The 19,868-nt window shown below is 64.5% G+C and carries 18 protein-coding genes and 1 tRNA gene; 16 read left to right on the top strand and 3 right to left on the bottom strand.

Features of this window, described 5'->3' with window-relative positions:
- The first annotated feature begins 122 nt into the window (after positions 1-122).
- The 4 genes from EV678_RS14615 to EV678_RS14600 all read left to right on the top strand — a co-directional run bounded on the left by EV678_RS14615 (position 123) and on the right by EV678_RS14600 (position 4,783).
- Complete coding sequence (locus EV678_RS14615) at positions 123-791, top strand: response regulator transcription factor (RefSeq protein WP_014236704.1); 669 nt, start codon at positions 123-125, stop codon at positions 789-791.
- Positions 778-2,103, top strand: a complete 1,326-nt coding sequence (locus EV678_RS14610; RefSeq protein WP_235832479.1) for a sensor histidine kinase — start codon at positions 778-780, stop codon at positions 2,101-2,103. The genes EV678_RS14615 and EV678_RS14610 overlap by 14 nt, the downstream gene beginning before the upstream one ends.
- 158 nt (positions 2,104-2,261) lie before the next feature.
- Positions 2,262-4,013, top strand: coding sequence for a phosphoethanolamine transferase (locus tag EV678_RS14605; protein WP_130460038.1), 1,752 nt, complete (start codon positions 2,262-2,264; stop codon positions 4,011-4,013).
- Positions 4,014-4,015: 2 nt separating this feature from the next.
- Entirely contained in the window at positions 4,016-4,783 is a 768-nt protein-coding gene (locus tag EV678_RS14600) for a phosphatase PAP2 family protein (RefSeq protein ID WP_130460037.1), read from the top strand.
- A 146-nt stretch (positions 4,784-4,929) separates the two neighbouring features.
- Here EV678_RS14600 and EV678_RS14595 read toward each other — a convergent pair whose 3' ends face one another.
- Positions 4,930-5,247, bottom strand: coding sequence for a diacylglycerol kinase (locus EV678_RS14595; protein WP_050804357.1), 318 nt, complete (start codon positions 5,245-5,247; stop codon positions 4,930-4,932).
- A gap of 64 nt (positions 5,248-5,311) precedes the next feature.
- On the bottom strand, positions 5,312-8,131 hold the full coding sequence (gene uvrA, locus EV678_RS14590) for an excinuclease ABC subunit UvrA (protein ID WP_130460036.1): 2,820 nt from the start codon (positions 8,129-8,131) through the stop codon (positions 5,312-5,314).
- Between the two features lie 220 nt (positions 8,132-8,351).
- Between uvrA and EV678_RS14585 the strand changes: the two genes are divergently transcribed.
- The 11 genes from EV678_RS14585 to EV678_RS14535 all read left to right on the top strand — a co-directional run bounded on the left by EV678_RS14585 (position 8,352) and on the right by EV678_RS14535 (position 17,788).
- A tRNA-Thr gene (locus EV678_RS14585) sits at positions 8,352-8,427 on the top strand.
- 151 nt (positions 8,428-8,578) lie between these two features.
- Positions 8,579-9,346 carry a 3-hydroxyacyl-CoA dehydrogenase gene (locus tag EV678_RS14580; RefSeq protein WP_014236710.1) on the top strand — a complete coding sequence of 256 codons (768 nt, stop codon included), beginning with the start codon at positions 8,579-8,581 and terminating at the stop codon, positions 9,344-9,346.
- Positions 9,347-9,416: 70 nt separating this feature from the next.
- On the top strand, positions 9,417-11,858 hold the full coding sequence (locus EV678_RS14575; RefSeq protein WP_130460035.1) for a heavy metal translocating P-type ATPase: 2,442 nt from the start codon (positions 9,417-9,419) through the stop codon (positions 11,856-11,858).
- Between the two features lie 13 nt (positions 11,859-11,871).
- Positions 11,872-12,075, top strand: coding sequence for a cbb3-type cytochrome oxidase assembly protein CcoS (gene ccoS, locus EV678_RS14570; RefSeq protein ID WP_014236712.1), 204 nt, complete (start codon positions 11,872-11,874; stop codon positions 12,073-12,075).
- A gap of 311 nt (positions 12,076-12,386) precedes the next feature.
- Positions 12,387-13,814 (top strand): cytochrome-c oxidase, cbb3-type subunit I, encoded by a 1,428-nt coding sequence (gene ccoN / locus EV678_RS14565; protein WP_014236713.1) that lies wholly within the window; start codon positions 12,387-12,389, stop codon positions 13,812-13,814.
- Positions 13,815-13,832: 18 nt separating this feature from the next.
- On the top strand, positions 13,833-14,453 hold the full coding sequence (gene ccoO, locus EV678_RS14560) for a cytochrome-c oxidase, cbb3-type subunit II (RefSeq protein WP_014236714.1): 621 nt from the start codon (positions 13,833-13,835) through the stop codon (positions 14,451-14,453).
- A 3-nt stretch (positions 14,454-14,456) separates the two neighbouring features.
- Positions 14,457-14,645, top strand: coding sequence for a CcoQ/FixQ family Cbb3-type cytochrome c oxidase assembly chaperone (locus tag EV678_RS14555; protein WP_014236715.1), 189 nt, complete (start codon positions 14,457-14,459; stop codon positions 14,643-14,645).
- Complete coding sequence (gene ccoP / locus EV678_RS14550; RefSeq protein ID WP_014236716.1) at positions 14,642-15,541, top strand: cytochrome-c oxidase, cbb3-type subunit III; 900 nt, start codon at positions 14,642-14,644, stop codon at positions 15,539-15,541. Before EV678_RS14555 ends, ccoP begins: the two co-directional genes overlap by 4 nt.
- Positions 15,542-15,680: 139 nt before the next feature.
- On the top strand, positions 15,681-17,093 hold the full coding sequence (gene ccoG / locus EV678_RS14545) for a cytochrome c oxidase accessory protein CcoG (RefSeq protein ID WP_014236717.1): 1,413 nt from the start codon (positions 15,681-15,683) through the stop codon (positions 17,091-17,093).
- A gap of 18 nt (positions 17,094-17,111) precedes the next feature.
- Positions 17,112-17,636 carry a FixH family protein gene (locus tag EV678_RS14540; protein WP_130460034.1) on the top strand — a complete coding sequence of 175 codons (525 nt, stop codon included), beginning with the start codon at positions 17,112-17,114 and terminating at the stop codon, positions 17,634-17,636.
- A 17-nt stretch (positions 17,637-17,653) separates the two neighbouring features.
- Positions 17,654-17,788, top strand: a complete 135-nt coding sequence (locus EV678_RS14535; protein ID WP_014236719.1) for a DUF3149 domain-containing protein — start codon at positions 17,654-17,656, stop codon at positions 17,786-17,788.
- Between the two features lie 69 nt (positions 17,789-17,857).
- Here EV678_RS14535 and EV678_RS14530 read toward each other — a convergent pair whose 3' ends face one another.
- Positions 17,858-18,301, bottom strand: a complete 444-nt coding sequence (locus tag EV678_RS14530; protein WP_130460033.1) for a universal stress protein — start codon at positions 18,299-18,301, stop codon at positions 17,858-17,860.
- Positions 18,302-18,418: 117 nt separating this feature from the next.
- Between EV678_RS14530 and EV678_RS14525 the strand changes: the two genes are divergently transcribed.
- Positions 18,419-19,843 carry an MBL fold metallo-hydrolase RNA specificity domain-containing protein gene (locus EV678_RS14525; protein WP_232058813.1) on the top strand — a complete coding sequence of 475 codons (1,425 nt, stop codon included), beginning with the start codon at positions 18,419-18,421 and terminating at the stop codon, positions 19,841-19,843.
- Positions 19,844-19,868 lie beyond the last annotated feature (25 nt).

Raw genomic sequence — 19,868 nt, 5'->3', positions numbered from 1 at the left:
GGGCCAGGGCTGAAAAGCGATAAGAATTGGCGGAACCGTTCAATTTAATTGAACGATCGCCACGTCAGCCGTACGGCGGTCCGGGCGCCCTATAATGGGGCCCTTCCGCCACGGACAGCGCCATGCACATCCTCATCGTCGAAGACGACCGGTCCATCGCCGAGAACCTCTACGAGTTCCTGGAATCCCGGGGGCACCAGTGCGACTACGCCGATTCCCTGGCGGCGGCTGGGCGCCTCCTGGCCGGCGGCAGCTTCGACTGCGCCGTCTTCGACCGCAGCCTGCCCGACGGCGACGCCCTCAGCCTGGCCCGGCGCCTGCGCGCCGAGGGCAGCAGCCTGCCGGTGCTGATGCTGACGGCCCGGGACACCCTGGAGGACAAGCTGGCCGGCTTCGACGCCGGGGCCGACGACTACCTGGTCAAGCCCTTTGCCCTGCAGGAGGTGGAAGTGCGCCTGACGGCCCTGGTGCGCCGGGCGGCGCCGCGCAAGGATGCGGGCGTGTGGCGCCAGGGGCCCCTGGAATACGACGCTACCTCCCAGGAGCTGCGCCTGGCCGGCCAAGCCCTGCGCCTGCCGCCCAAGGCCCTGCGCCTGGCGGCCCTGCTGCTGCAGCAGCCGAACCGGGTCTTTTCCCGGCGGGAGCTGGAGATCGCCATCTGGGGCCACGAGCAGGAGGCCAGCGACAACCTGCGCAGCGTCCTGCACACCCTGCGCCGGGCCCTGGGAGAGGGGGCCGGGGTCGAAGTGGTGAACATTCACGGACTGGGGTACAAACTTGTCGCTCGCTAATCATTCCGCCGAGGAGCTGGCCGCCGACCGCCAGGCGCCCAGCATGCGCCTGCGCATCGCCCTGTGGGTGGCGGCCCTGGCCCTGGTCATCATCCTGGCCCAGTCGGTGGCCCTGCTCCTGATGTTCGACGAGATGGAGGAGGAGTTCATCGACAACCTCCTCACCACCCAGGTGGAACACAGCATCGAGTTGTGGCACACCTCGCCCGAGACGGCCTTCCCCAACACCCCGTCCATGACCCTGTACCGGCTCGAGCCCCACTCGCCGCCGGGCAGCGTGCCGGACAACCTGGCCCGGCTGCCCATCGGCAACCACGAGATGTTCGAGGGCGACAAGGAGTTCCACGTGGCGGTGCGGGAGGACGGCGGCGCCCGCTTCATCCTCAGCTACGACGTGGAGGAACACGAGGAGCGGCTCGATGCGGTGACGGCGGTGATCGTCACCGGCGCCCTGATCATCGGCGGCGTGGTGCTGGCCATGGTCTATGCCCTCTCCGGCCGCTTCACCCGGCGCCTGGAGTGGCTGGCCCGGCGGGTCCGGGGCGAGGTGCCGGAGGCGGGCAGCTACGCCCAGGCCGGCATGGAGCGGGAAGTGCTGGCCGTAGCCCAGGCCCTGGACGCCCTGGAGGCCCGCCAGGCGGAACTGCTGCAGCGGGAGCGGGAATTCACCGCCAACCTTTCCCACGAGCTGCGCACTCCCCTCACCGCCATCCGCACCGATGCGGAAATGCTCAGCGCCGCCGGCGGCCTGCCGGAGGCGGCCTACCGCCGCTCCCGGCGCATCGTGGACAGCGCGGACCGCATCACCCGTCTGGCCGAGAGCCTGCTCATGCTGGCCCGGGAGACCCGGCCCCAGCTGCAGGACGACCTGCGCCTGTCCCTGGAAATCCAGTCCCTGTGGGAGTCCCTGGGCAACCAGTACGCCAAGCCGGTGCAGCTGGCCCTGGAAGTGCCGGAACCGGCCCTGGTGCGGGCCGACCCGGCCCTGCTGCAGCTGGTGCTGCGCAATCTGCTGGAAAATGCCCTGCGCCACACCGAGTCGGGCACCATCACCTGCCGCCTGCGGGGCAGCGTGCTGGAAGTGGCGGACCAGGGCCCGGGCTTTGCCCCGGACGATCTGCCCCGGGTCTTCGACCGTTTCTACCGCCGCGGCCCCGGTGCCGGCCACGGCCTCGGCCTGGCCCTGGTGGCCCACGTCTGCCGCGCCTGCGGCTGGGTGCCGGCCGCCGCCAACGGCCCCGACGGCGGCGCCGTCCTCAGCGTGGATCTGGGGGCGTCCCTGCAGGGGCCGTCACCGGCTGCCGCCGCCTGAGTCTTTCTGCCGCCCGGGGGCCGCGCTGCCGCTCCCGGCGCCTCCGGCCAGGGGCCGTGCCGGACCTTTCCTCACACTTTCCTCACACTTCCCTCACCAGTCCCTCACGGGGCGGCGCCTAAAGTTGCGGCCAATTTCCCTCATCAGGTTGCCGCTCCATGGCCGTATTCGCTCCCGCCCCCGCTCTGGTGGCCAATCCTTCCGGACTGATCCTGGCCGGACTGACCCTGGTCAACCTGCTCCTGGCCTTCGCCTTCTGGCTCTACCAGGGCTCGCGCCAGGGCCTGAGCCGCTGGCGGCACTGGCAGCCGGCGGTGGGCGGCACCACCCTGGCCCTGCTCGGCAGCGTCTATTTAAGCCTGGCGGGCAACCGTCTCTTCTGGCAGGCGGCCATGGCCGGCCGGGACGGCGGCCAGTGGTCCACCTGGGGCTTTGCCGCCGCCCTGTTCGTCTTCCTCAGTGCCATCCATTTCGTCCTGCTGGCGCCCCTGATGGGCCGCCGCACCGCCAAGCCGGTGCTGGCCCTGCTGTTGCTGGTGGTGGGCTGCGCCAGCTTCTACATGGAGAAGTACGGCATCTACCTCGATCCCTCCATGCTGCGCAACGTGCTCAAGACCGACGTCAAGGAAGCGGGGGAATTGTTTACCTGGTCCCTCCTGCCCCACCTGGCCCTGGTGGTGGGTCTGCCCCTGCTGCTGCTGTCCCGGGTGCGTCTGCCGGAGGCCGGTCTCGGCCGTACCCTGGCCATCCGCGCCGGTTCCCTGCTGCTGGCCCTGGTACTGGGCGGCGGGGCGGTGTTCCTGGTGTTCCAGGACTTCGCCTCCCTGATGCGCAACCACAAGGAAATCCGCTACCTCATCACCCCGGCCAACCTAGTCTATTCCCTGTCCCGGGTGGCCAAGGCCGAGGCGGCCCAGGGGCCGCGCCAGCCCATCGGCACCGATGCCGCCCTGGCGGCAGCCTGGAAGGGCCGCAGCAAGCCGGCCCTGTTCGTCATCGTCGTCGGCGAGACGGCCCGCGCCGCCAACTGGGGGCTCAACGGCTACGAGCGGCAGACCACGCCGGAACTGGCCCGGCTCGACGTCATCAATTTCCCCCAGGTCAGCAGCTGCGGCACCAACACCGAAGTCTCCGTGCCCTGCATCTTCGCCCCCGTGGGGCGCCGGGATTACGACGAGGAGAAGATCCGCGGCAGCGAATCCCTGCTGCATGTGCTGGACCGGGCCGGCTTCAAGGTGCTGTGGCGGGACAACCAGTCCGGCTGCAAGGGCGTCTGCGAGGGCCTGCCCAACGACAGCCTGACCAATGCCGCCATCCCCGGCCTGTGCGACGGCGAGCGCTGCCTCGATGAAGTGCTGCTGCACAACCTGGATAAGGTGCTGGCCGACGACAAGGGCAACCGGGTGCTGGTGCTGCACCAGCTGGGCAACCACGGCCCGGCCTACCACAAGCGCTATCCGGAGGCCTACCGCCGCTACGCGCCGACCTGCGATTCCAGCGACCTGCGCCAGTGCAGCCGGGAACAGATCGTCAATTCCTACGACAACGCCCTGCTGTATACGGACCACGTGCTGGCCAAGACCATCGACTTCCTCAAGTCCCAGGACAAGGATTACGACACGGGCCTGATGTACTTCTCCGACCACGGCGAGTCCCTGGGCGAGAACAATCTGTTCCTGCACGGTATGCCTTACAGCATCGCGCCCCAGGAACAGACCCGGGTGCCCATGGTGATGTGGCTGTCCCGTAACTTCGCCCAGGACTTCAAGGTCAATGTCTCCTGCCTCAAGGCCCGGGCGGCCCAGCCGGCCAGCCACGACAACATCTTCCATTCCGTGCTCGGCCTGCTCGACGTCAGCACCAGCATTTACGACGCCAAGCTGGACCTGGCCGCCGGCTGCCGGAGCTGACCATGGACAACGCCACCTCCTTGCCCCTGCCCCTGGCCGGCGTCCTGGAACGCCACGCCGGACGCCGCTGGCTATTGGCCCAGGCCCTGCTGCTGGCCCTGCTGGCGGTGCTGCTGCTGGCGGTATTCGAGAACACGGGCCTGGACCTGGCCCTGAGCCAGGCCCTGTTCGACCCGGCCCTGGGGGATTTCCCCATGCACCACCACTGGCTGTTCGAGCGGGTGCTGCACCACGGCATGAAGTACGCCTCCTACGCCCTGGTGTGCATCGCCCTGGTGCCCTGCTGGCTGGGCTGGAAGGGCGAGCTGGACTGGCTGCCCCGGCGCAATGCGCTGCTGGCGGCCCTGGGCATGGTGTTGATCCCCATCGGCGTTTCCCTGCTGAAGAGCCTGACCAACCGCCACTGTCCCTGGGACGTGCTGGAATTCGGCGGTTACGCGCCCTACCTGGGCCTGCTGGTGCCGGGGCCGACGGACATCAAGGCCGGTGCCTGTTTCCCGGCCGGCCATGCGGCGGCCGGCTTTCTCTGGCTGGTGTGGGGCGTGGCCCTGCGTCCGGCAGGCCGCACCTGGTCCCGCCTGGCTCTGGCCCTGGGGCTGGTCTTTGGCGCCGGCCTCGGCGTGGTGCGCCTGTTCCAGGGCGCCCACTTCCTTTCCCACGTGCTGTGGTCGGCCTGGTTCGCCTGGGCCCTCAGCCTGGCCCTGGCTGCCGTGCTGGGAGCCGATCTGGGGCTGCGTCCGGGCCGGGGTGGCCAGGAGCGGGTGGCCTGAGGGGCAGAAAGGACGCCGGTTTCGGGCCTGGCATCGCCAGGCGGCAATGTCCATGCGCCTTCCCGGCCATGGTTCCCCGAAAAGCACAAAGGGCCGGAAACGGCCCTTTGTCGTTGTGGCGGCAGCCGCCGGCGCTGGTCAGAGCCTCACGGCCACAGTACCAGGGCCCAGACGGCGGCGGCGGTAGCCAGGGCGATAAGGACGGCGGCGCTGCCCAGGTCCTTGGCCCGTTTGGAAAGGTCGTGGCGTTCCGGCGAGACCCGGTCCACCACCGCTTCCACGGCGGAGTTGATCAGTTCCACCAGCAGCACCATGAGGATGCTGGCCACCAGGGCCGCCTTTTCCAGGCCGCTCTTGCCCAGCCACAGGCCCAGGGGAATGGCCACCAGGGCCAGCAGCACTTCCTCGCGGAAGGCCGCCTCATGCTGCCAGGCCGCCTTGAAGCCGTCCCGGGAATAGCCCATGGCGTTCCACAGCCGTTCCAGGCCGGTCTTGCCCTTGAAAGGAGAGGTGCTCACGGCCTTCTCCTCAGCGGCTCAGGAGGGGCTTGAGGAAACGGCCGGTGTGGCTCTCGCCCACCTTGACCACGGCTTCCGGCGCCCCGGCGGCGATGATGCGACCGCCGCCGCCGCCGCCCTCGGGACCCAGGTCCACCAGCCAGTCGGCGGTCTTGATCACGTCCAGGTTATGCTCGATGACCACCACGGTGTTGCCGTGGTCGGCCAGGCGATGCAGCACCTTGAGCAGCATCTCGATGTCGGCGAAGTGCAGGCCCGTGGTGGGTTCGTCCAGGATGTAGAGGGTGCGGCCGGTGTCCCGCTTGGACAGTTCCAGGGCCAGCTTGACGCGCTGGGCCTCGCCGCCGGAGAGGGTGGTGGCGCTCTGGCCCAGGGTGATGTAGGAGAGGCCCACATCCACCAGGGTCTGCAGCTTGCGGGCCACCACCGGCACCGGGTCGAAGAATTCCCGGGCCTGCTCCACGGTCATCTGCAGCACGTCGTAGATGGACTTGCCCTTGTAGTGCACTTCCAGGGTTTCCCGGTTGTAGCGCTTGCCGTGGCAGACATCGCAGGGCACGTAGATGTCCGGCAGGAAGTGCATTTCCACCTTGATCACGCCGTCGCCCTGACAGGCCTCGCAGCGGCCGCCCTTGACGTTGAAGGAGAAGCGGCCCGGGCCGTAGCCCCGGGAGCGGGCTTCCGGCACCCCGGCGAACAGCTCCCGGATGGGGGTGAGGAGGCCCGTGTAGGTGGCCGGGTTGGAACGGGGGGTGCGACCGATGGGGCTCTGGTCTACGTTGATCACCTTGTCGAAGTGATCCAGGCCGATGATTTCCTCGTGCTCCGCCGGTTCCGCCGTGGAGCCGTAGAGGTGCTTGGCGGCGGCGGTGTACAGGGTGTCGTTGATGAGGGTGGACTTGCCCGAGCCGGAAACGCCGGTGATGCAGGTCATCAGGCCCACCGGCAGTTCCAGGGAAACATCCTTCAGGTTGTTGCCCTTGGCGCCGATGACCTGGAGCTTCTTCTCCGGGTCGGCCTGGCGGCGCTTTTTCGGCACCTCGATTTTCTTGCGCCCGGAGAGGTAGTCGCCGGTCATGGAGGCCGGATTGGCGGTGACCTGCTGGGGCGTGCCCTCGGCGACGATGGCGCCGCCGTGTACCCCGGCGCCGGGGCCGATGTCCACCACATAGTCGGCGGTGCGGATGGCGTCCTCGTCGTGCTCCACCACGATCACCGTGTTGCCGATGTCCCGCAGCTGGCGCAGGGTCTGCAGCAGACGGTCGTTGTCGCGCTGGTGCAGGCCGATGGAAGGCTCGTCCAGCACGTACATGACGCCGGTGAGGCCGGAGCCGATCTGGCTGGCCAGGCGGATGCGCTGGGCTTCGCCGCCGGAAAGGGTCTCGGCGGAGCGGTCCAGGGAAAGGTAGTCCAGGCCCACGTTGATGAGGAACTGCAGGCGGGAGGTGATTTCCTTGAGGATCTTCTCCGCCACCTGGGCCTTGTGGCCGGTGAGCTGGATGCTCTCGAAATAGTCCCGGGCCTCGGCCAGGGGCAGATGGCTGATCTCGTGCAGGGTCTTGCTGCCGACCTTGACGTGGCGCGCCTCCTGGCGCAGGCGGGTGCCTTCGCAGGTGGGGCAGGTGGTGTTGCTGATGTACTTGGCCAGTTCCTCGCGCACCGCCAGGGAGTCGGTCTCCTTGTAGCGCCGCTCCAGGTTGGGAATGATGCCCTCGAAGGCATGTTCCTTGAGCACCAGCTTGCCCCGCTCGTTCATGTACTGGAAGGGTACCAGGTCCTTGTCGCTGCCGTAGAGCAGCACCTGTTTCACTTCGTCGGTCAGCTCGCTGAAGGGCGTGTCCACGCTGAAGCCGTAGTACTCGGCGAGGGAGCCGATCATCTGGAAGTAGAACTGGTTGCGCTTGTCCCAGCCCCGGATGGCGCCGGCCGCCAGGGACAGGTCGGGATGGGCCACCACCCGCTTCGGGTCGAAGAACTGGATCACCCCCAGGCCGTCGCACTTGGGACAGGCACCCATGGGGTTGTTGAAGGAGAACAGGCGCGGCTCCAGCTCCTGCAGGGCATAGGAGCAGATGGGGCAGGCGAACTTGGCGGAGAAGAGGTGCTCCTGGTTGCTCTCCATCTCCAGGGCGATGGCCCGGCCGTCGGCGTGGCGCAGGGCGGTCTCGAAGGACTCGGCCAGGCGCTGGCGCATGTCTTCCCGCACCTTGAGGCGGTCCACCACCACGTCGATGTTGTGCTTCTGGCTCTTGGCCAGCTTGGGCAGGTTGTCGATCTCGTAGATGGTGCCGTCCACCCGCAGGCGGACGAAGCCCTGGGCCCGCAGCTCGGTGAACAGATCCAGCTGCTCGCCCTTGCGGTTGGCCACCACCGGCGCCAGGATCATCAGCTTGGTCTCTTCCGGCAGGGCCAGCACGTGGTCCACCATCTGGGACACGGTCTGGGCCTCCAGGGGCTCACCGTGTTCCGGGCAATAGGGAGTGCCGGCGCGGGCGTAGAGCAGGCGCAGGTAGTCGTGGATTTCGGTGACCGTGCCCACGGTGGAACGGGGGTTGTGGCTGGTGGCCTTCTGCTCAATGGAAATGGCCGGGGACAGGCCCTCGATCAGGTCCACATCCGGCTTTTCCATCAGCTGCAGGAACTGGCGGGCGTAGGCCGAGAGGGATTCCACATAGCGGCGCTGGCCCTCGGCGTAGAGGGTGTCGAAGGCGAGGGAGGACTTGCCTGAGCCGGAAAGTCCGGTGATCACGATCAGCTTGTCGCGGGGCAGGTCCAGACTGATGTTTTTCAGGTTATGGGTCCGTGCGCCGCGGATTTTTATTTCGTCCATGGGGTGTTCTGAGCTCGGTTGGGGCCAACCGGTAACTATACCCGGTGTCAGGCGGCCAGGGGAAAGGGAGTTGCAGCAGGAATTGTTGCCGCGGCGGCTGCGGCGGCGGAGAACGGAGGCGGGGCGACGGTTTGTCCGGCGGGCCGGCTGGCGGTGTTGTATTGCCCTGCGGTCTCGGATAAACTTCGCGGCCCCGGATGTGCAATCCGGATGGTTTTTTGCCGGTGTAGCTCAGTTGGTAGAGCAGCGCATTCGTAATGCGAAGGTCGTAGGTTCGACTCCTATCTCCGGCACCAATTCCAGGAAAAAGGGCAGCTCTCCGGAGCTGCCCTTTTTTTGTTTCCGGCTGCCCTGGCGACTCGGGGCGGGTCGGCATTTCCATACGCTACCGTCTGGAAATGCTATAGAATCCGTCGGTCATTATTTTGAGGACGAGGAGAGCACAATATGGAACTCAAAGAGAGCGTATTCGTTGTTACCGGCGGTGGTTCCGGCCTGGGAGCCGCGACGGCCCGCATGATCGTGGCCGGCGGCGGCAAGGTGGTCCTGGCCGACGTGAACAAGGCAGCCGGCGAGGCCCTGGCGGCGGAACTGGGCGCCAATGCCCGCTTCGCCGAAACCGACGTGACCAATGAAGCCAGCGCCAAGGCGGCCGTCGAACTGGCCGTCTCCACCTTCGGCAAGCTCAATGGCCTGGTGAACTGCGCCGGCGTGGCGCCGGCGGAGAAGGTGCTGGGCAAGGAAGGTCCCCATCGCCTGGAGAGCTTTGCCAAGGTCATCAACATCAACCTGGTGGGCTCCTTCAACATGATCCGCCTGGCCACCGAAGTCATGGCCAAGGGCGAACCCAATGCCCAGGGCGAGCGCGGCGTCATCGTCAGCACCGCCTCCGTGGCTGCCTTCGACGGGCAGCTGGGCCAGGCTGCCTATGCCGCCTCCAAGGGCGGCGTCGTGGCCATGACCCTGCCCATCGCCCGGGAACTGGCCCGCAGCGGCATCCGCGTCATGACCATCGCCCCCGGCATCATGGAAACCCCCATGCTCATGGGCATGCCCCAGGAAGTGCAGGACTCCCTGGGCAAGATGGTGCCGTTCCCCTCCCGCATGGGCAAGCCGGCCGAATACGCTGCCCTGGTGCGCCACATCGTGGAGAACTCCTACCTCAATGGCGAAGTGATCCGTCTGGACGGCGCCATTCGCATGGCGGCGAAATAACTTATACTGCGGGCCTGTCAGTCCCACCCAAAGGCGCGGGCAATGCTCGCGCCTTTCTTATTTGCGAGCCATGAGCAAAGGCGCCTGTTACCACTGTGGTCAGCCCGTTCCGGATGACGTCGATCTGACGGTCCGGGTCTCCGAATCTCCCCGTGCCATGTGCTGTATCGGTTGCCAGGCGGTGGCCCAGGCCATCGTGGACAACGGCCTGGACGACTACTACCGCAACCGGGATGCCCTGCCCGAATCGAAGCGGGAAGCCCTGCCCGAGGTGCTGGACAACCTGCGCCTCTTTGACCACGCCGATTTCCAGAAAAGTTTCGTGCGCGCCCTGGGCGAGAACGAGCGGGAAGCCTCCCTGATCCTGGAAGGCATCACCTGCGCCGCCTGCATCTGGCTCAACGAACAGCATATCTCCCATCTGCCCGGGGTCGCCGGGGTGGATATCAACTACACCACGCGCCGCGCCCGGGTGCGCTGGGACGAGAGCAAGATCAAGCTTTCCGACATCCTGGCGGCCATCTCGGCCATTGGCTACCGGGCCTACCCCTATGATCCGGCCCGGACCGAGGAGCTGGCCCGCAAGGAACGTCGGGACGCCCTGTGGCGCGTCTGGGTGGCCGGTTTCGGCATGATGCAGGTGATGATGTACGCCATCCCCGTCTATATGGCGGAAGGGGACATGACGGCGGACATCGAATCCCTGATGCGCTGGGCCAGTCTGCTGCTGACCCTGCCGGTGGTCTTCTACTCGGCGGCCCCCTTCTTCCGCAATGCCTGGCGCGACCTCAAGTTCCGCCGGGTTGGCATGGATGTGCCGGTGGCCCTGGGTGTCGGTTCGGCCTTCGCCGCCAGCATCTGGGCCACTTTCGTCGCCGACGGCGAGGTCTATTTCGACTCTGTGACCATGTTCGTGTTTTTCCTGCTGGGCGGGCGATTCCTGGAAATGAATGCGCGCCAGCGTGCCGTCGGCGTCACCGAAACCCTGGCCAAGCTGCTGCCGGCCTTTGCCGAGCGCCTCGTCGCCTATCCCCAGGACCGCACGCCGGGCAAGGTGGTGGTGGCCGACCTGCAGGCGGGGGATGTCGTCCTGGTGCGTCCCGGCGGCACCATTCCCTCCGACGGGCGGGTGCTGGAAGGGACGAGTTCGGTCAATGAATCGCTCCTCACCGGCGAGAGCCTGCCGGTGTCCAAGCGGGTCGGAGATGCGGTCACCGGCGGCGCCATCAATGTGGAAAGCCCCCTGGTGGTGCGGGTCGAACAGGTGGGGGAGGGCACCCGGCTCTCCGCCATCGTGCGCCTCATGGAACGGGCGGCCATGGAAAAGCCGCGGATCGTCGAGATGGCTGATCGCATCGCCAGCCGTTTTGTCGCCGCCCTGCTGCTGGTGGCGGCGGCCGTCGCCCTGGCCTGGTGGTTCATCGATCCGGCCCGGGCCCTGTGGATTACCGTTTCCGTGCTGGTGGTGACCTGCCCCTGCGCCCTGTCCCTGGCCACCCCGATCGCCCTTACGGTGGCCAGCGGTGTGCTGGCCCGGGAAGGGCTGCTGGTGACCCGGGGTCATGCCATCGAGACCCTGGCCCGCTCCACCCATGTCGTCTTCGACAAGACCGGTACCCTGACCTCGGGCCGCATGCGCCTGCTGGAGGTCCTGCCGCTCGGGGCTGTCGGCGCCGAAGACGGTTTGCGGCTGGCGGGAGCGCTGGAAGGGGCTTCCGAGCATCCCATCGCCCAGGTATTCCGCAGCGAGGCGGTGCAGCTGGCCGCCTGGCCCCATGGCACCGAAGTCGTCACCAGTATTCCGGGGAGCGGCATTTCCGGGGTGCTGGGCGGCGTCGAATACCGTATCGGCCGTCCCGACTTCGTCGCCGAGCTGGTGGGGGCTGCCCTGCCTGACTCTGCCCGGGGCTTTGCCGCCCGAGGCGATACGGTGATTGCCCTGGGGGCGGCGAGCGGCTGGATTGCCCTGTTCGCCCTGGGGGACGAGATCCGGGCCGAGGCGCCGGCCCTGGTGGCCGATCTGCTGGCCTCGGGGCGCCAGGTGGTGCTGCTTTCCGGCGATGCCCCGGAGGCGGCGGCCCGGGTGGCCGCCCTGCTCGGCATCCAGGACGTCCATGGCGGTGTCTCGCCCCAAGGCAAGCACGATTTTGTCTCCCGCCTGCAGGAGGCCGGCGCCGTGGTGGCCATGGTGGGGGATGGGGTTAACGACGCCCCGGTCCTGGCCCAGGCCCAGGTGTCCGTGGCCATGGGCGGCGGCGCCCAGCTGGCGCGGACCCAGGCCGACCTGATCCTGCTGTCGGAGAACCTGGATCATCTGCGGCGCGGCATTGCCCTTTCCGGCAAGGCGCTACGCATCATCCGGCAGAACCTGGTATGGTCCTTCGCCTATAATTTCATCGCCCTGCCCCTGGCCATGTTCGGTTTCATCACGCCCTGGATGGCCGGCATCGGCATGTCCGGCAGTTCCCTGCTGGTGGTGCTCAATTCCCTGCGGCTGCAACGCCCCCTTTAGCGGAGTTTCGTCCATGGAAAGCCTGTATCTGCTGATTCCCCTCTCGGTCGTCCTGGTCTTCGCCATTGGCGTCGCCTTCTGGTGGTCGGTGCGCAACGGCCAGTTCGACGATCTGGAGGGCCCTGCCTACCGCATCCTGATGGACGACGAACTGCCCGGGAAGCGGGATGGGGCTGCGACTGCCAAGGGAGCGGAGGAGGGGGCAGGGGAGAAATAACCCTGGTTTGATCTGGGTCAACAATCCCAAACGGGGCATCAGAGAGAATCCTTCTCGTTTTGGAAGTCCCTCATTTTGTTGGGGGCTTCGCCAAGTTTGTTTCTCTGTTGGGGTTGGGGTGCGTTTGTAACGCACCCTTTTTTTTGTCCATTTTTTTGATGTGGTCCGCCGCCTTTTTGACTTTGTGCGAGACGGCTTGATCTATGTCAAAAGGCGCGGGGCTCCGCTACAATAGCATCCCTGCGATGCTGCCCAAGGGTTCATAGGGAGGTGGCATGAAGATTATCTTTTCCTAGTCGAGAGGTGGGTCCATGTCGGAAACGCAATCCACATACAACTATAAGGTAGTACGGCAATTTGCCATCATGACCGTAGTCTGGGGCATTGTTGGCATGCTTGTCGGTGTCATCATTGCCGCCCAGCTGGTCTGGCCGGAGCTCAATTTCGGGCCCTGGTTGACCTATGGTCGTCTTCGTCCGCTGCATACCAATGCAGTGATTTTCGCTTTTGGCGGTTGTGCGCTGTTTGCAACCTCCTACTGGGTGGCGCAGCGTACCTGCCACACTCGTCTGTTCTCCGACGGACTGGCCGCCTTTACGTTCTGGGGCTGGCAGATCGTCATCCTGCTGGCTGCTGTTAGCCTGCCCCTGGGTATCACCACCGGCAAGGAATACGCCGAACTGGAATGGCCGATCGATATCCTGATCACCCTGGTGTGGGTTGCCTACGCCCTGGTGTTCTTCGGTACCCTGATCAAGCGCAAGGTTAGCCACATCTACGTTGCCAACTGGTTCTACGGCGGCATGATCCTGGCTGTGGCTCTGCTGCACCTGGTGAACAGCGCCGAAATCCCGGTCTCCATGCTGAAGTCCTACTCCGCCTACGCCGGCGTGCAGGATGCCATGGTGCAGTGGTGGTACGGCCACAATGCGGTGGGCTTCTTCCTGACCGCCGGCTTCCTGGGCATGATGTACTACTTCGTGCCGAAGCAGGCTGAGCGTCCGGTTTACTCCTATCGCCTGTCCGTGGTGCACTTCTGGGCCCTGATCTTCACCTACATGTGGGCAGGTCCTCACCATCTGCACTACACCGCCCTGCCCGACTGGACCCAGTCCATCGGCATGCTGTTCTCCCTGATCCTGCTGGCTCCCTCCTGGGGCGGTATGATCAACGGCATCATGACCCTGTCCGGCGCCTGGCATAAGCTGCGTGACGATCCCATCCTGAAGTTCCTGATCACTTCCCTGTCTTTCTACGGTATGTCGACCTTCGAAGGTCCGATGATGTCCGTGAAGTCCGTGAATGCCCTGTCCCACTACACTGACTGGACCGTTGGTCACGTGCATGCTGGTGCTCTGGGCTGGGTGGCGATGGTTTCCGTTGGCTCCCTGTACTACCTGATCCCCCGCCTGTTCGGCGCCAAGCAGATGTACAGCGTCAAGCTGGTCACCGTGCACTTCTGGATCGCTACCATCGGCGTCGTGCTGTACATCGCCTCCATGTGGATCGCCGGTGTGATGCAAGGCCTGATGTGGCGCGCCTTCAACCCTGATGGCACCCTGACCTACAGCTTCGTCGAAGCGGTGAAGGGCTCCTACCCGTTCTGGACCATCCGTCTGGTTGGTGGTGTTCTGTTCCTGGGCGGTATGCTGATCATGTTCTACAACGTGCTGAAGACCATCGGTCAGAGCCAAGGCGCCGACGAGCGCATCATGGCCCCTGCCGCTCATCACGCTTAATCAGGGAGAACGCTACAAATGCTTACGCATGAACAAATCGAAAAGAACGCTGGTTGGCTGATCGTTCTGACCGTCATCGTGATCAGTTTCGGTGGCGCTCTGGAAATCGTTCCGCTCTTCTTCCAGAAGTCCACGACCCAGGCGGTTGAAGGCGTCAAGCCTTACGATCCCGTCCGCCTGGCTGGCCGCGATGTGTATATCCGGGAAGGCTGCTACAACTGCCACTCCCAGATGGTCCGTCCGTTCCGGGCCGAGACCGAGCGCTATGGTCACTACTCTGTTGCTGGTGAGTTCGTTTATGACCACCCGTTCCAGTGGGGTTCCAAGCGTACCGGTCCCGATCTGGCCCGTGTTGGCGAGCGTTACTCCAACGAGTGGCACGTTGCTCACCTGAACAATCCTCGCGATGTCGTTCCTGAGTCCAACATGCCGGCTTACCCCTTCCTGGCCAAGAGCAAGGCCAAGGACAGCGTGGGTGCCGACATCGAGGCCAAGATGCGGGCTCTGCGCAAGGTCGGTGTTCCTTACACCGACGCGGAGATTGCCGGTGCCAAGGCCGAGATTGGCGACAAGACCGAGCTCGACGTTCTGATCGCCTACCTCCAAGGCATGGGCACTGCCCTGAAGAACACCAAGTAAGGTATGGACATCAACGATCTGCGTTCCATCGTGACGGTGCTGGCATTTATGTCGTTCGTCGGCATCGTCTGGTGGGCTTATGGCAAGGGGGCCCGCAAGGGCTTTGACGAAGCGGCCAACTTGCCCTTCGCAGATGACGATGCGGAAGTGATCACCGATCTCTCCCGCAAAGAAGAGAGGAAAACATCATGAGCGATTTCGTTAGCGAGTTTTGGAACTTGTACGTCGTCGTAATCTCGCTGGTGTCTATCATCGGCTGCGGCATTTTCTTGAAATTTCAGAGCGTCCACAAGGGCTCCACGGATACCACCGGGCACGTGTGGGACGAGACTCTGGCTGAGTACAACAACCCTCTGCCTGCCTGGTGGAAGTGGATGTTCTACATCACCATCGTCTTCGCTCTGGTGTATCTGGCCCTGTATCCCGGCCTGGGCAAGTTCCAGGGCGTGCTGGGTTGGTCTTCCGTTGGCCAGTACAAGGCTGAAGTGAAGAAGGCCGACGACACCTACGGTCCCATCTACGACAAGTACCTGAAGATGGATCTGAAGGCTGTTGCTGCCGACAAGGAAGCCAACGAAATGGGCAAGCGCCTGTTCCTGACCTACTGCTCCCAGTGTCACGGTTCTGATGCCCGCGGTTCCAAGGGCTTCCCGAACCTGGCCGATGCCGACTGGCAGTGGGGCGGTGAGGCCGATACCGTCAAGACCACCATCCTGGAAGGTCGTAACGGTGTGATGCCTCCTCACGCTCAACTGGGCGACGAGACCATCAAGAACCTGGCCAACTTCGTCCGCTCCCTGTCCGGTCTGCCGCACGATGCCGTGCTGGCCGCCAAGGGCAAGGAAGCCTTCGGTACCGTCGGTTGCACCGGCTGCCATGGTCCGGAAGCTACCGGCACCCCGGCTCTGGGCGCCCCCAACCTGACCGACAAGGTCTGGCTGTACGGCTCCTCCGAGGCCACCATCACCGAGACCATCAAGAACGGCCGCAACAACCGCATGCCGGCTTGGAAGGACTTCCTGGGTGAAGGCAAGGTGCACATCCTGGCCGCCTACGTGCTGAGCCTGTCCGGCGCCGAGAAGAAGTAATGCTGTAGTTAAAAGGAAGCGCGGTGCAGAGATTCTGTGCCGCGCTTTTTTTTCACCGTGCATGAGCTGTGACCTGTATCAAAATCGCAGTGCGGGCATGACCCGGTACTGCGATTCTGATAAACGTTAAGAGCAAGCAATGAGCCAGATCGAGAACGGCAATTCAGCTGTACCGGAAGCGAACGGGTCTCTCTACGAAAAGCACAAGAAGATCTACGTGCGGGCCGCCTCCGGCCTCTTCAACAATTGGCGTTGGGGGATGGTGTTCCTCACCCAGGCCCTGTTCTACGGGCTCTGCTGGGTCGACTGGAATGGCCGCCAGGCGGTCCTGTTCCATCTGGTCGAGCGCAAGTTCTACATTTTCGGCATGGTGTTCTGGCCCCAGGATGTCTTTTACCTGGCGCTGCTGCTGATCATTTCCGCCTATGCCCTGTTCCTGTTTACTGCGGTGGCCGGGCGGCTCTTTTGCGGCTATGCCTGCCCCCAGACCGTCTACACCGAACTGTTTCTCTGGATAGAAGCCAAGGTCGAAGGTGACCGGCCCGCCCGCATGAAGCTGGACAAGGGGCCGCTGGATGGGCGCAAACTGCGCCTGAAAACCACCAAGCATGCCCTGTGGCTGATCCTTTCGCTGTGGACCGGTTTTACCCTGGTGGGCTATTTCACCCCCGTCAAGGAACTGGTGGCCTCCATTCCTTCCTTCGGCTTCGGCCCCTGGGAAATCTTCTGGATCCTGTTCTACGCCGGTTTCACCTACATGCAGGCCGGCTTCCTGCGGGAGCAGGTGTGCAAGTACATGTGCCCCTATGCCCGTTTCCAGGGGGTCATGTTCGATCCGGATACCCTGATCATCACCTATGACCCGGAGCGGGGTGAGCCGCGGGGCGCGCGCAAGAAAGGGATTGACCCCCGTAGCGAGGGCAAGGGCGACTGCGTCGATTGTGGCATCTGCGTTCAGGTCTGTCCGACCGGTATCGATATCCGTAACGGACTGCAGTACGAGTGCATCGGCTGTTCCGCCTGTATTGACGCCTGCGACGAGGTGATGGACAAGATGTCCTATCCGCGGGGCCTGATCCGCTACTCCACGGAGAATGCCCTGGCCAAGCACTACACGCCCAAGGAAATGGTGGCCCATGTGATGCGGCCCCGGGTGCTGCTCTATTCCGCCATTCTCGGCATGATCATCCTGGCGACAGCCTGGGGGCTCGGTACCCGCATTCCGCTCAAGGTGGACGTCATCCGCGACCGCGCGACCCTGGCCCGGGAAGCCGACGACGGGCGCATCGAGAACATCTACACCCTGCGCATCATGAACACCGAAGAAGCGCCGCGGCGCTATGCCCTCAGCGTCAGCGGGCTGCCGGGGGCCGAGATCATCGGCGAGCGCATCGTCGAGGTGCCTGCCGCCACCACCGAGTCGGTCCTGGTGTCCGTGCGTGTGCCGCCCGAGTCCGGTACCAAAGGTGCCAACCATATTTTCTTTGAAATCCAGGCCCAGAATCACGACAAGGTGCGCGTCAGTGAAAAGGCCAGTTTCATGCTTCCCTGATTTTTCAAGCGAGCCCCTATGAGAACTGCTGCACAACCCTGGTACCGCGAGCCCTGGCCCTGGATTCTGGCTGCCGGCCCTGTCGCTGTCATCCTGGCAGGCATCGTCACCGTCTGGCTTGCCATCAAGAGCAACGACGGCCTGGTGGCTGACGATTACTACAAGCAGGGCCTGGAGGTGAACCAGGTCATTCAGCGGGATCGCAGGGCCGAGGAATTGGGGCTCCAGGCGGAAGTCTTCGCCGGTAACAACGGCAGCTTCCGCGTCCTGCTCACGAGCACCCAGGGTGCGGCCCTGCCGGAGAAAGTGCGCCTGAAACTGGCCCACCCGGCCAAGGCCGGATTCGATCAGGAAATTACCCTGGCATCCGATGGTCAGGGCGCCTATAGTGGCAAATTGAATAATCCCATCGTAGGCAATCGCTGGCTGGTGCGTCTTGAGGACGAATCCGGCAACTGGCGTCTGTCCGCCGAGTGGGCAATGGAAAAGCAAGAGTCGCTGTCTATGAAAGTGACCGCACCGGTTTCTTCTTCTAATCGTTAATAACGGGAGGTAACACCATGGCTTGGAAGGAATTGTTTTCCACTGATATCGGTCTGCTGAGTCTCTTCACCATCGGCTTTGTGGTGGTGATGGGCGCCTACTTCGGCGTCTATTTCAGCAAGAAAATGAACGAGAAGCCCGGTCAGAAGTAATCCGGTCTCCGTCAAAGCAAAAGGCCTGGAATTTCCAGGCCTTTTTCATTTGCGGCAACTGATCCGGGATCAGCGGTACACCAGCACCGGCACCTTGGAGTGGGTCAGGACCTTGTTGGTCTCGCTGCCCAGTAACAGGCCGGTGATGCCCTTGCGGCCATGGGAAGCCATGAAGATGAGGTCGCAGGCGGACTTTTCGGCCGTCTCGATGATGGCCTCATAGGGAATGTCGCTGGTGACGGCGACCTTGGTGCAGGGCACGGCATTGGCCTGGCAGAGTTGCTCCACCTGACCCAGGAATTCGTTGGCCTGGTTGTCGGCCAGTTCGGCAAATTTCTCCGGCGTGGTCGGATCGATCAGAGCACCTTCACCGTAGTAGGTGACGGGGTACTCGGGCTTGGCGTAGAAGGCGGTAATGCGGGCGCCGCATTCCTTGGCGAAGGAGACCGCCTTCTTGGCCGTCTCGCGGGAGAGTTCGGAACCGTCGGTAGGGAGTAGGATGTGCTTGAACATGTGAGGGGCTCCTCTATGGGAAAAAATCTCTAGGCCCCATCCTAAGTCAGTTTTGACGGAAGTCAAAACCCTAGCCACTCTTGGGGCGAGAATGGCATAAACGCAAGGAGTGTATCGATGTCGCTGCAGGGCAAGATTCAGGTCAGCATGCATGGTGCGGCCGGTGAGGTCACCGGGTCGTGCACCCTGGTGGAAATGGAAGGGCTGCGCTTCCTGGTGGATTGCGGCATGTTCCAGGGGGGCGGCGATGCCTACGGCAAGAACCAGCGCGCGCTGGCTTTTGACGTGCGCCATCTGGACTTCGTCCTGCTGACCCACGCCCATATCGACCATTCCGGACTGCTGCCGCGCCTGGCCATGCTGGGCTATCGCGGCCCCATCTACGCCACCGCCGCCACGACCGACCTGCTGCAGGTGCTGCTGCTCGATTCGGCCCATATCCAGGAGAAGGAGTCGGAGTGGCAGTTGCGTCGCAGCCACCGCTCCGGCCGCGGCGGGCGGGGTCTGCAGCCGCCGCTCTATACGGTGACCCAGGCCCAGGAGTGCCTGAAGCTGCTGCGTGCCGTCGATTACGACACGCCCCTGCATCCGGCATCCGGTGTCAGCGTACGTTTCCGGGATGCGGGCCACATTTTGGGTTCGGCCATTCTGGAAGTGCAGATCGACACGGCCGACGGTCCGCGCAAGCTGGTGTTCTCGGGCGACCTGGGGCAGCCGGGGCGCCCCGTGCTGCGGGACCCCGAGTTCATCGCCGAGGCCGACCTGCTGTGCATCGAATCGACCTACGGCAACCGGGTGCACCGGCCCCTGGAGGATACCGAGGCGGAGTTGATCCGGGCCTTTGAGCACACGTTCGGCGAGAAGCGCGGCAACATCATCATTCCCGCCTTCGCCGTGGGGCGGACCCAGGAAATCCTCTATGTCCTGGGCGGCCTGGTGCGGCAGGGGCGGCTGCCCCACCTGAAGATTTACGTGGATTCCCCCATGGCCGATGCGGCCACCCGCATCACCCTCAAGTACCGCCATCTGTGGGACGACGAAACCCGGGACCTGATGGCCTGGCAGGAAGCCAATCCCCAGGCGGTGCGGGTGCATTTCACCGCCGACGTGGAAGAGTCCATGGCCCTCAACGACATCCGGGAAGGCGCCGTGATCATCTCCGCCAGCGGCATGTGCGATGCGGGACGCATCAAGCACCACCTGGCCTACAACCTGCCCCGTCCCGAGAGCACGGTGCTGATCACCGGCTTCCAGGCGGCGGGCACTCTGGGGCGTCGGTTGGTGGATGGGGCCCGGACCGTGCGCCTGTTCGGCCAGATCGTGCCGGTGCGGGCGGACGTGCATACCATCGGCGGCCTCTCCGCCCATGCGGACCAGCAGGCGCTGCTGGACTGGGTCGGGCACTTTTCCCGGGCACCGGGCCAGGTGCGGGTCGTCCATGGCGAGCCGGAGGCCGCCCAGGCCCTGCGCGATGCCATCGAACAGCGCTACGGCTGGGCCAACGTGGCCGTAGCCCGTTGCAACGACCCTGTCATAGTTTGATATAAAATTCCTCTTCCAGCGTCAG

The sequence above is a fragment of the Azospira oryzae genome (genome assembly GCF_004217225.1).
GTDB lineage: Bacteria > Pseudomonadota > Gammaproteobacteria > Burkholderiales > Rhodocyclaceae > Azospira > Azospira oryzae.
The sequence above is the reverse complement of the archived record's forward strand: the minus strand, read 5'-3'. Positions and strand labels throughout refer to the sequence as shown.

What these genes read in the sequence shown, in the direction of transcription:
- EV678_RS14530 (WP_130460033.1), bottom strand. Translation starts at nt 18,301, where the DNA reads ATGTTCAAGCACATCCTACTCCCTACCGACGGTTCCGAACTCTCCCGC.
- EV678_RS14525 (WP_232058813.1), top strand. Translation starts at nt 18,419, where the DNA reads ATGTCGCTGCAGGGCAAGATTCAGGTCAGCATGCATGGTGCGGCCGGT.
- ccoN (WP_014236713.1), top strand. Translation starts at nt 12,387, where the DNA reads ATGTCGGAAACGCAATCCACATACAACTATAAGGTAGTACGGCAATTT.
- EV678_RS14555 (WP_014236715.1), top strand. Translation starts at nt 14,457, where the DNA reads ATGGACATCAACGATCTGCGTTCCATCGTGACGGTGCTGGCATTTATG.
- EV678_RS14535 (WP_014236719.1), top strand. Translation starts at nt 17,654, where the DNA reads ATGGCTTGGAAGGAATTGTTTTCCACTGATATCGGTCTGCTGAGTCTC.
- uvrA (WP_130460036.1), bottom strand. Translation starts at nt 8,131, where the DNA reads ATGGACGAAATAAAAATCCGCGGCGCACGGACCCATAACCTGAAAAAC.
- ccoO (WP_014236714.1), top strand. Translation starts at nt 13,833, where the DNA reads ATGCTTACGCATGAACAAATCGAAAAGAACGCTGGTTGGCTGATCGTT.
- EV678_RS14595 (WP_050804357.1), bottom strand. Translation starts at nt 5,247, where the DNA reads ATGGGCTATTCCCGGGACGGCTTCAAGGCGGCCTGGCAGCATGAGGCG.
- EV678_RS14605 (WP_130460038.1), top strand. Translation starts at nt 2,262, where the DNA reads ATGGCCGTATTCGCTCCCGCCCCCGCTCTGGTGGCCAATCCTTCCGGA.
- EV678_RS14580 (WP_014236710.1), top strand. Translation starts at nt 8,579, where the DNA reads ATGGAACTCAAAGAGAGCGTATTCGTTGTTACCGGCGGTGGTTCCGGC.
- EV678_RS14615 (WP_014236704.1), top strand. Translation starts at nt 123, where the DNA reads ATGCACATCCTCATCGTCGAAGACGACCGGTCCATCGCCGAGAACCTC.
- ccoS (WP_014236712.1), top strand. Translation starts at nt 11,872, where the DNA reads ATGGAAAGCCTGTATCTGCTGATTCCCCTCTCGGTCGTCCTGGTCTTC.
- EV678_RS14575 (WP_130460035.1), top strand. Translation starts at nt 9,417, where the DNA reads ATGAGCAAAGGCGCCTGTTACCACTGTGGTCAGCCCGTTCCGGATGAC.
- ccoP (WP_014236716.1), top strand. Translation starts at nt 14,642, where the DNA reads ATGAGCGATTTCGTTAGCGAGTTTTGGAACTTGTACGTCGTCGTAATC.
- EV678_RS14600 (WP_130460037.1), top strand. Translation starts at nt 4,016, where the DNA reads ATGGACAACGCCACCTCCTTGCCCCTGCCCCTGGCCGGCGTCCTGGAA.
- EV678_RS14540 (WP_130460034.1), top strand. Translation starts at nt 17,112, where the DNA reads ATGAGAACTGCTGCACAACCCTGGTACCGCGAGCCCTGGCCCTGGATT.
- ccoG (WP_014236717.1), top strand. Translation starts at nt 15,681, where the DNA reads ATGAGCCAGATCGAGAACGGCAATTCAGCTGTACCGGAAGCGAACGGG.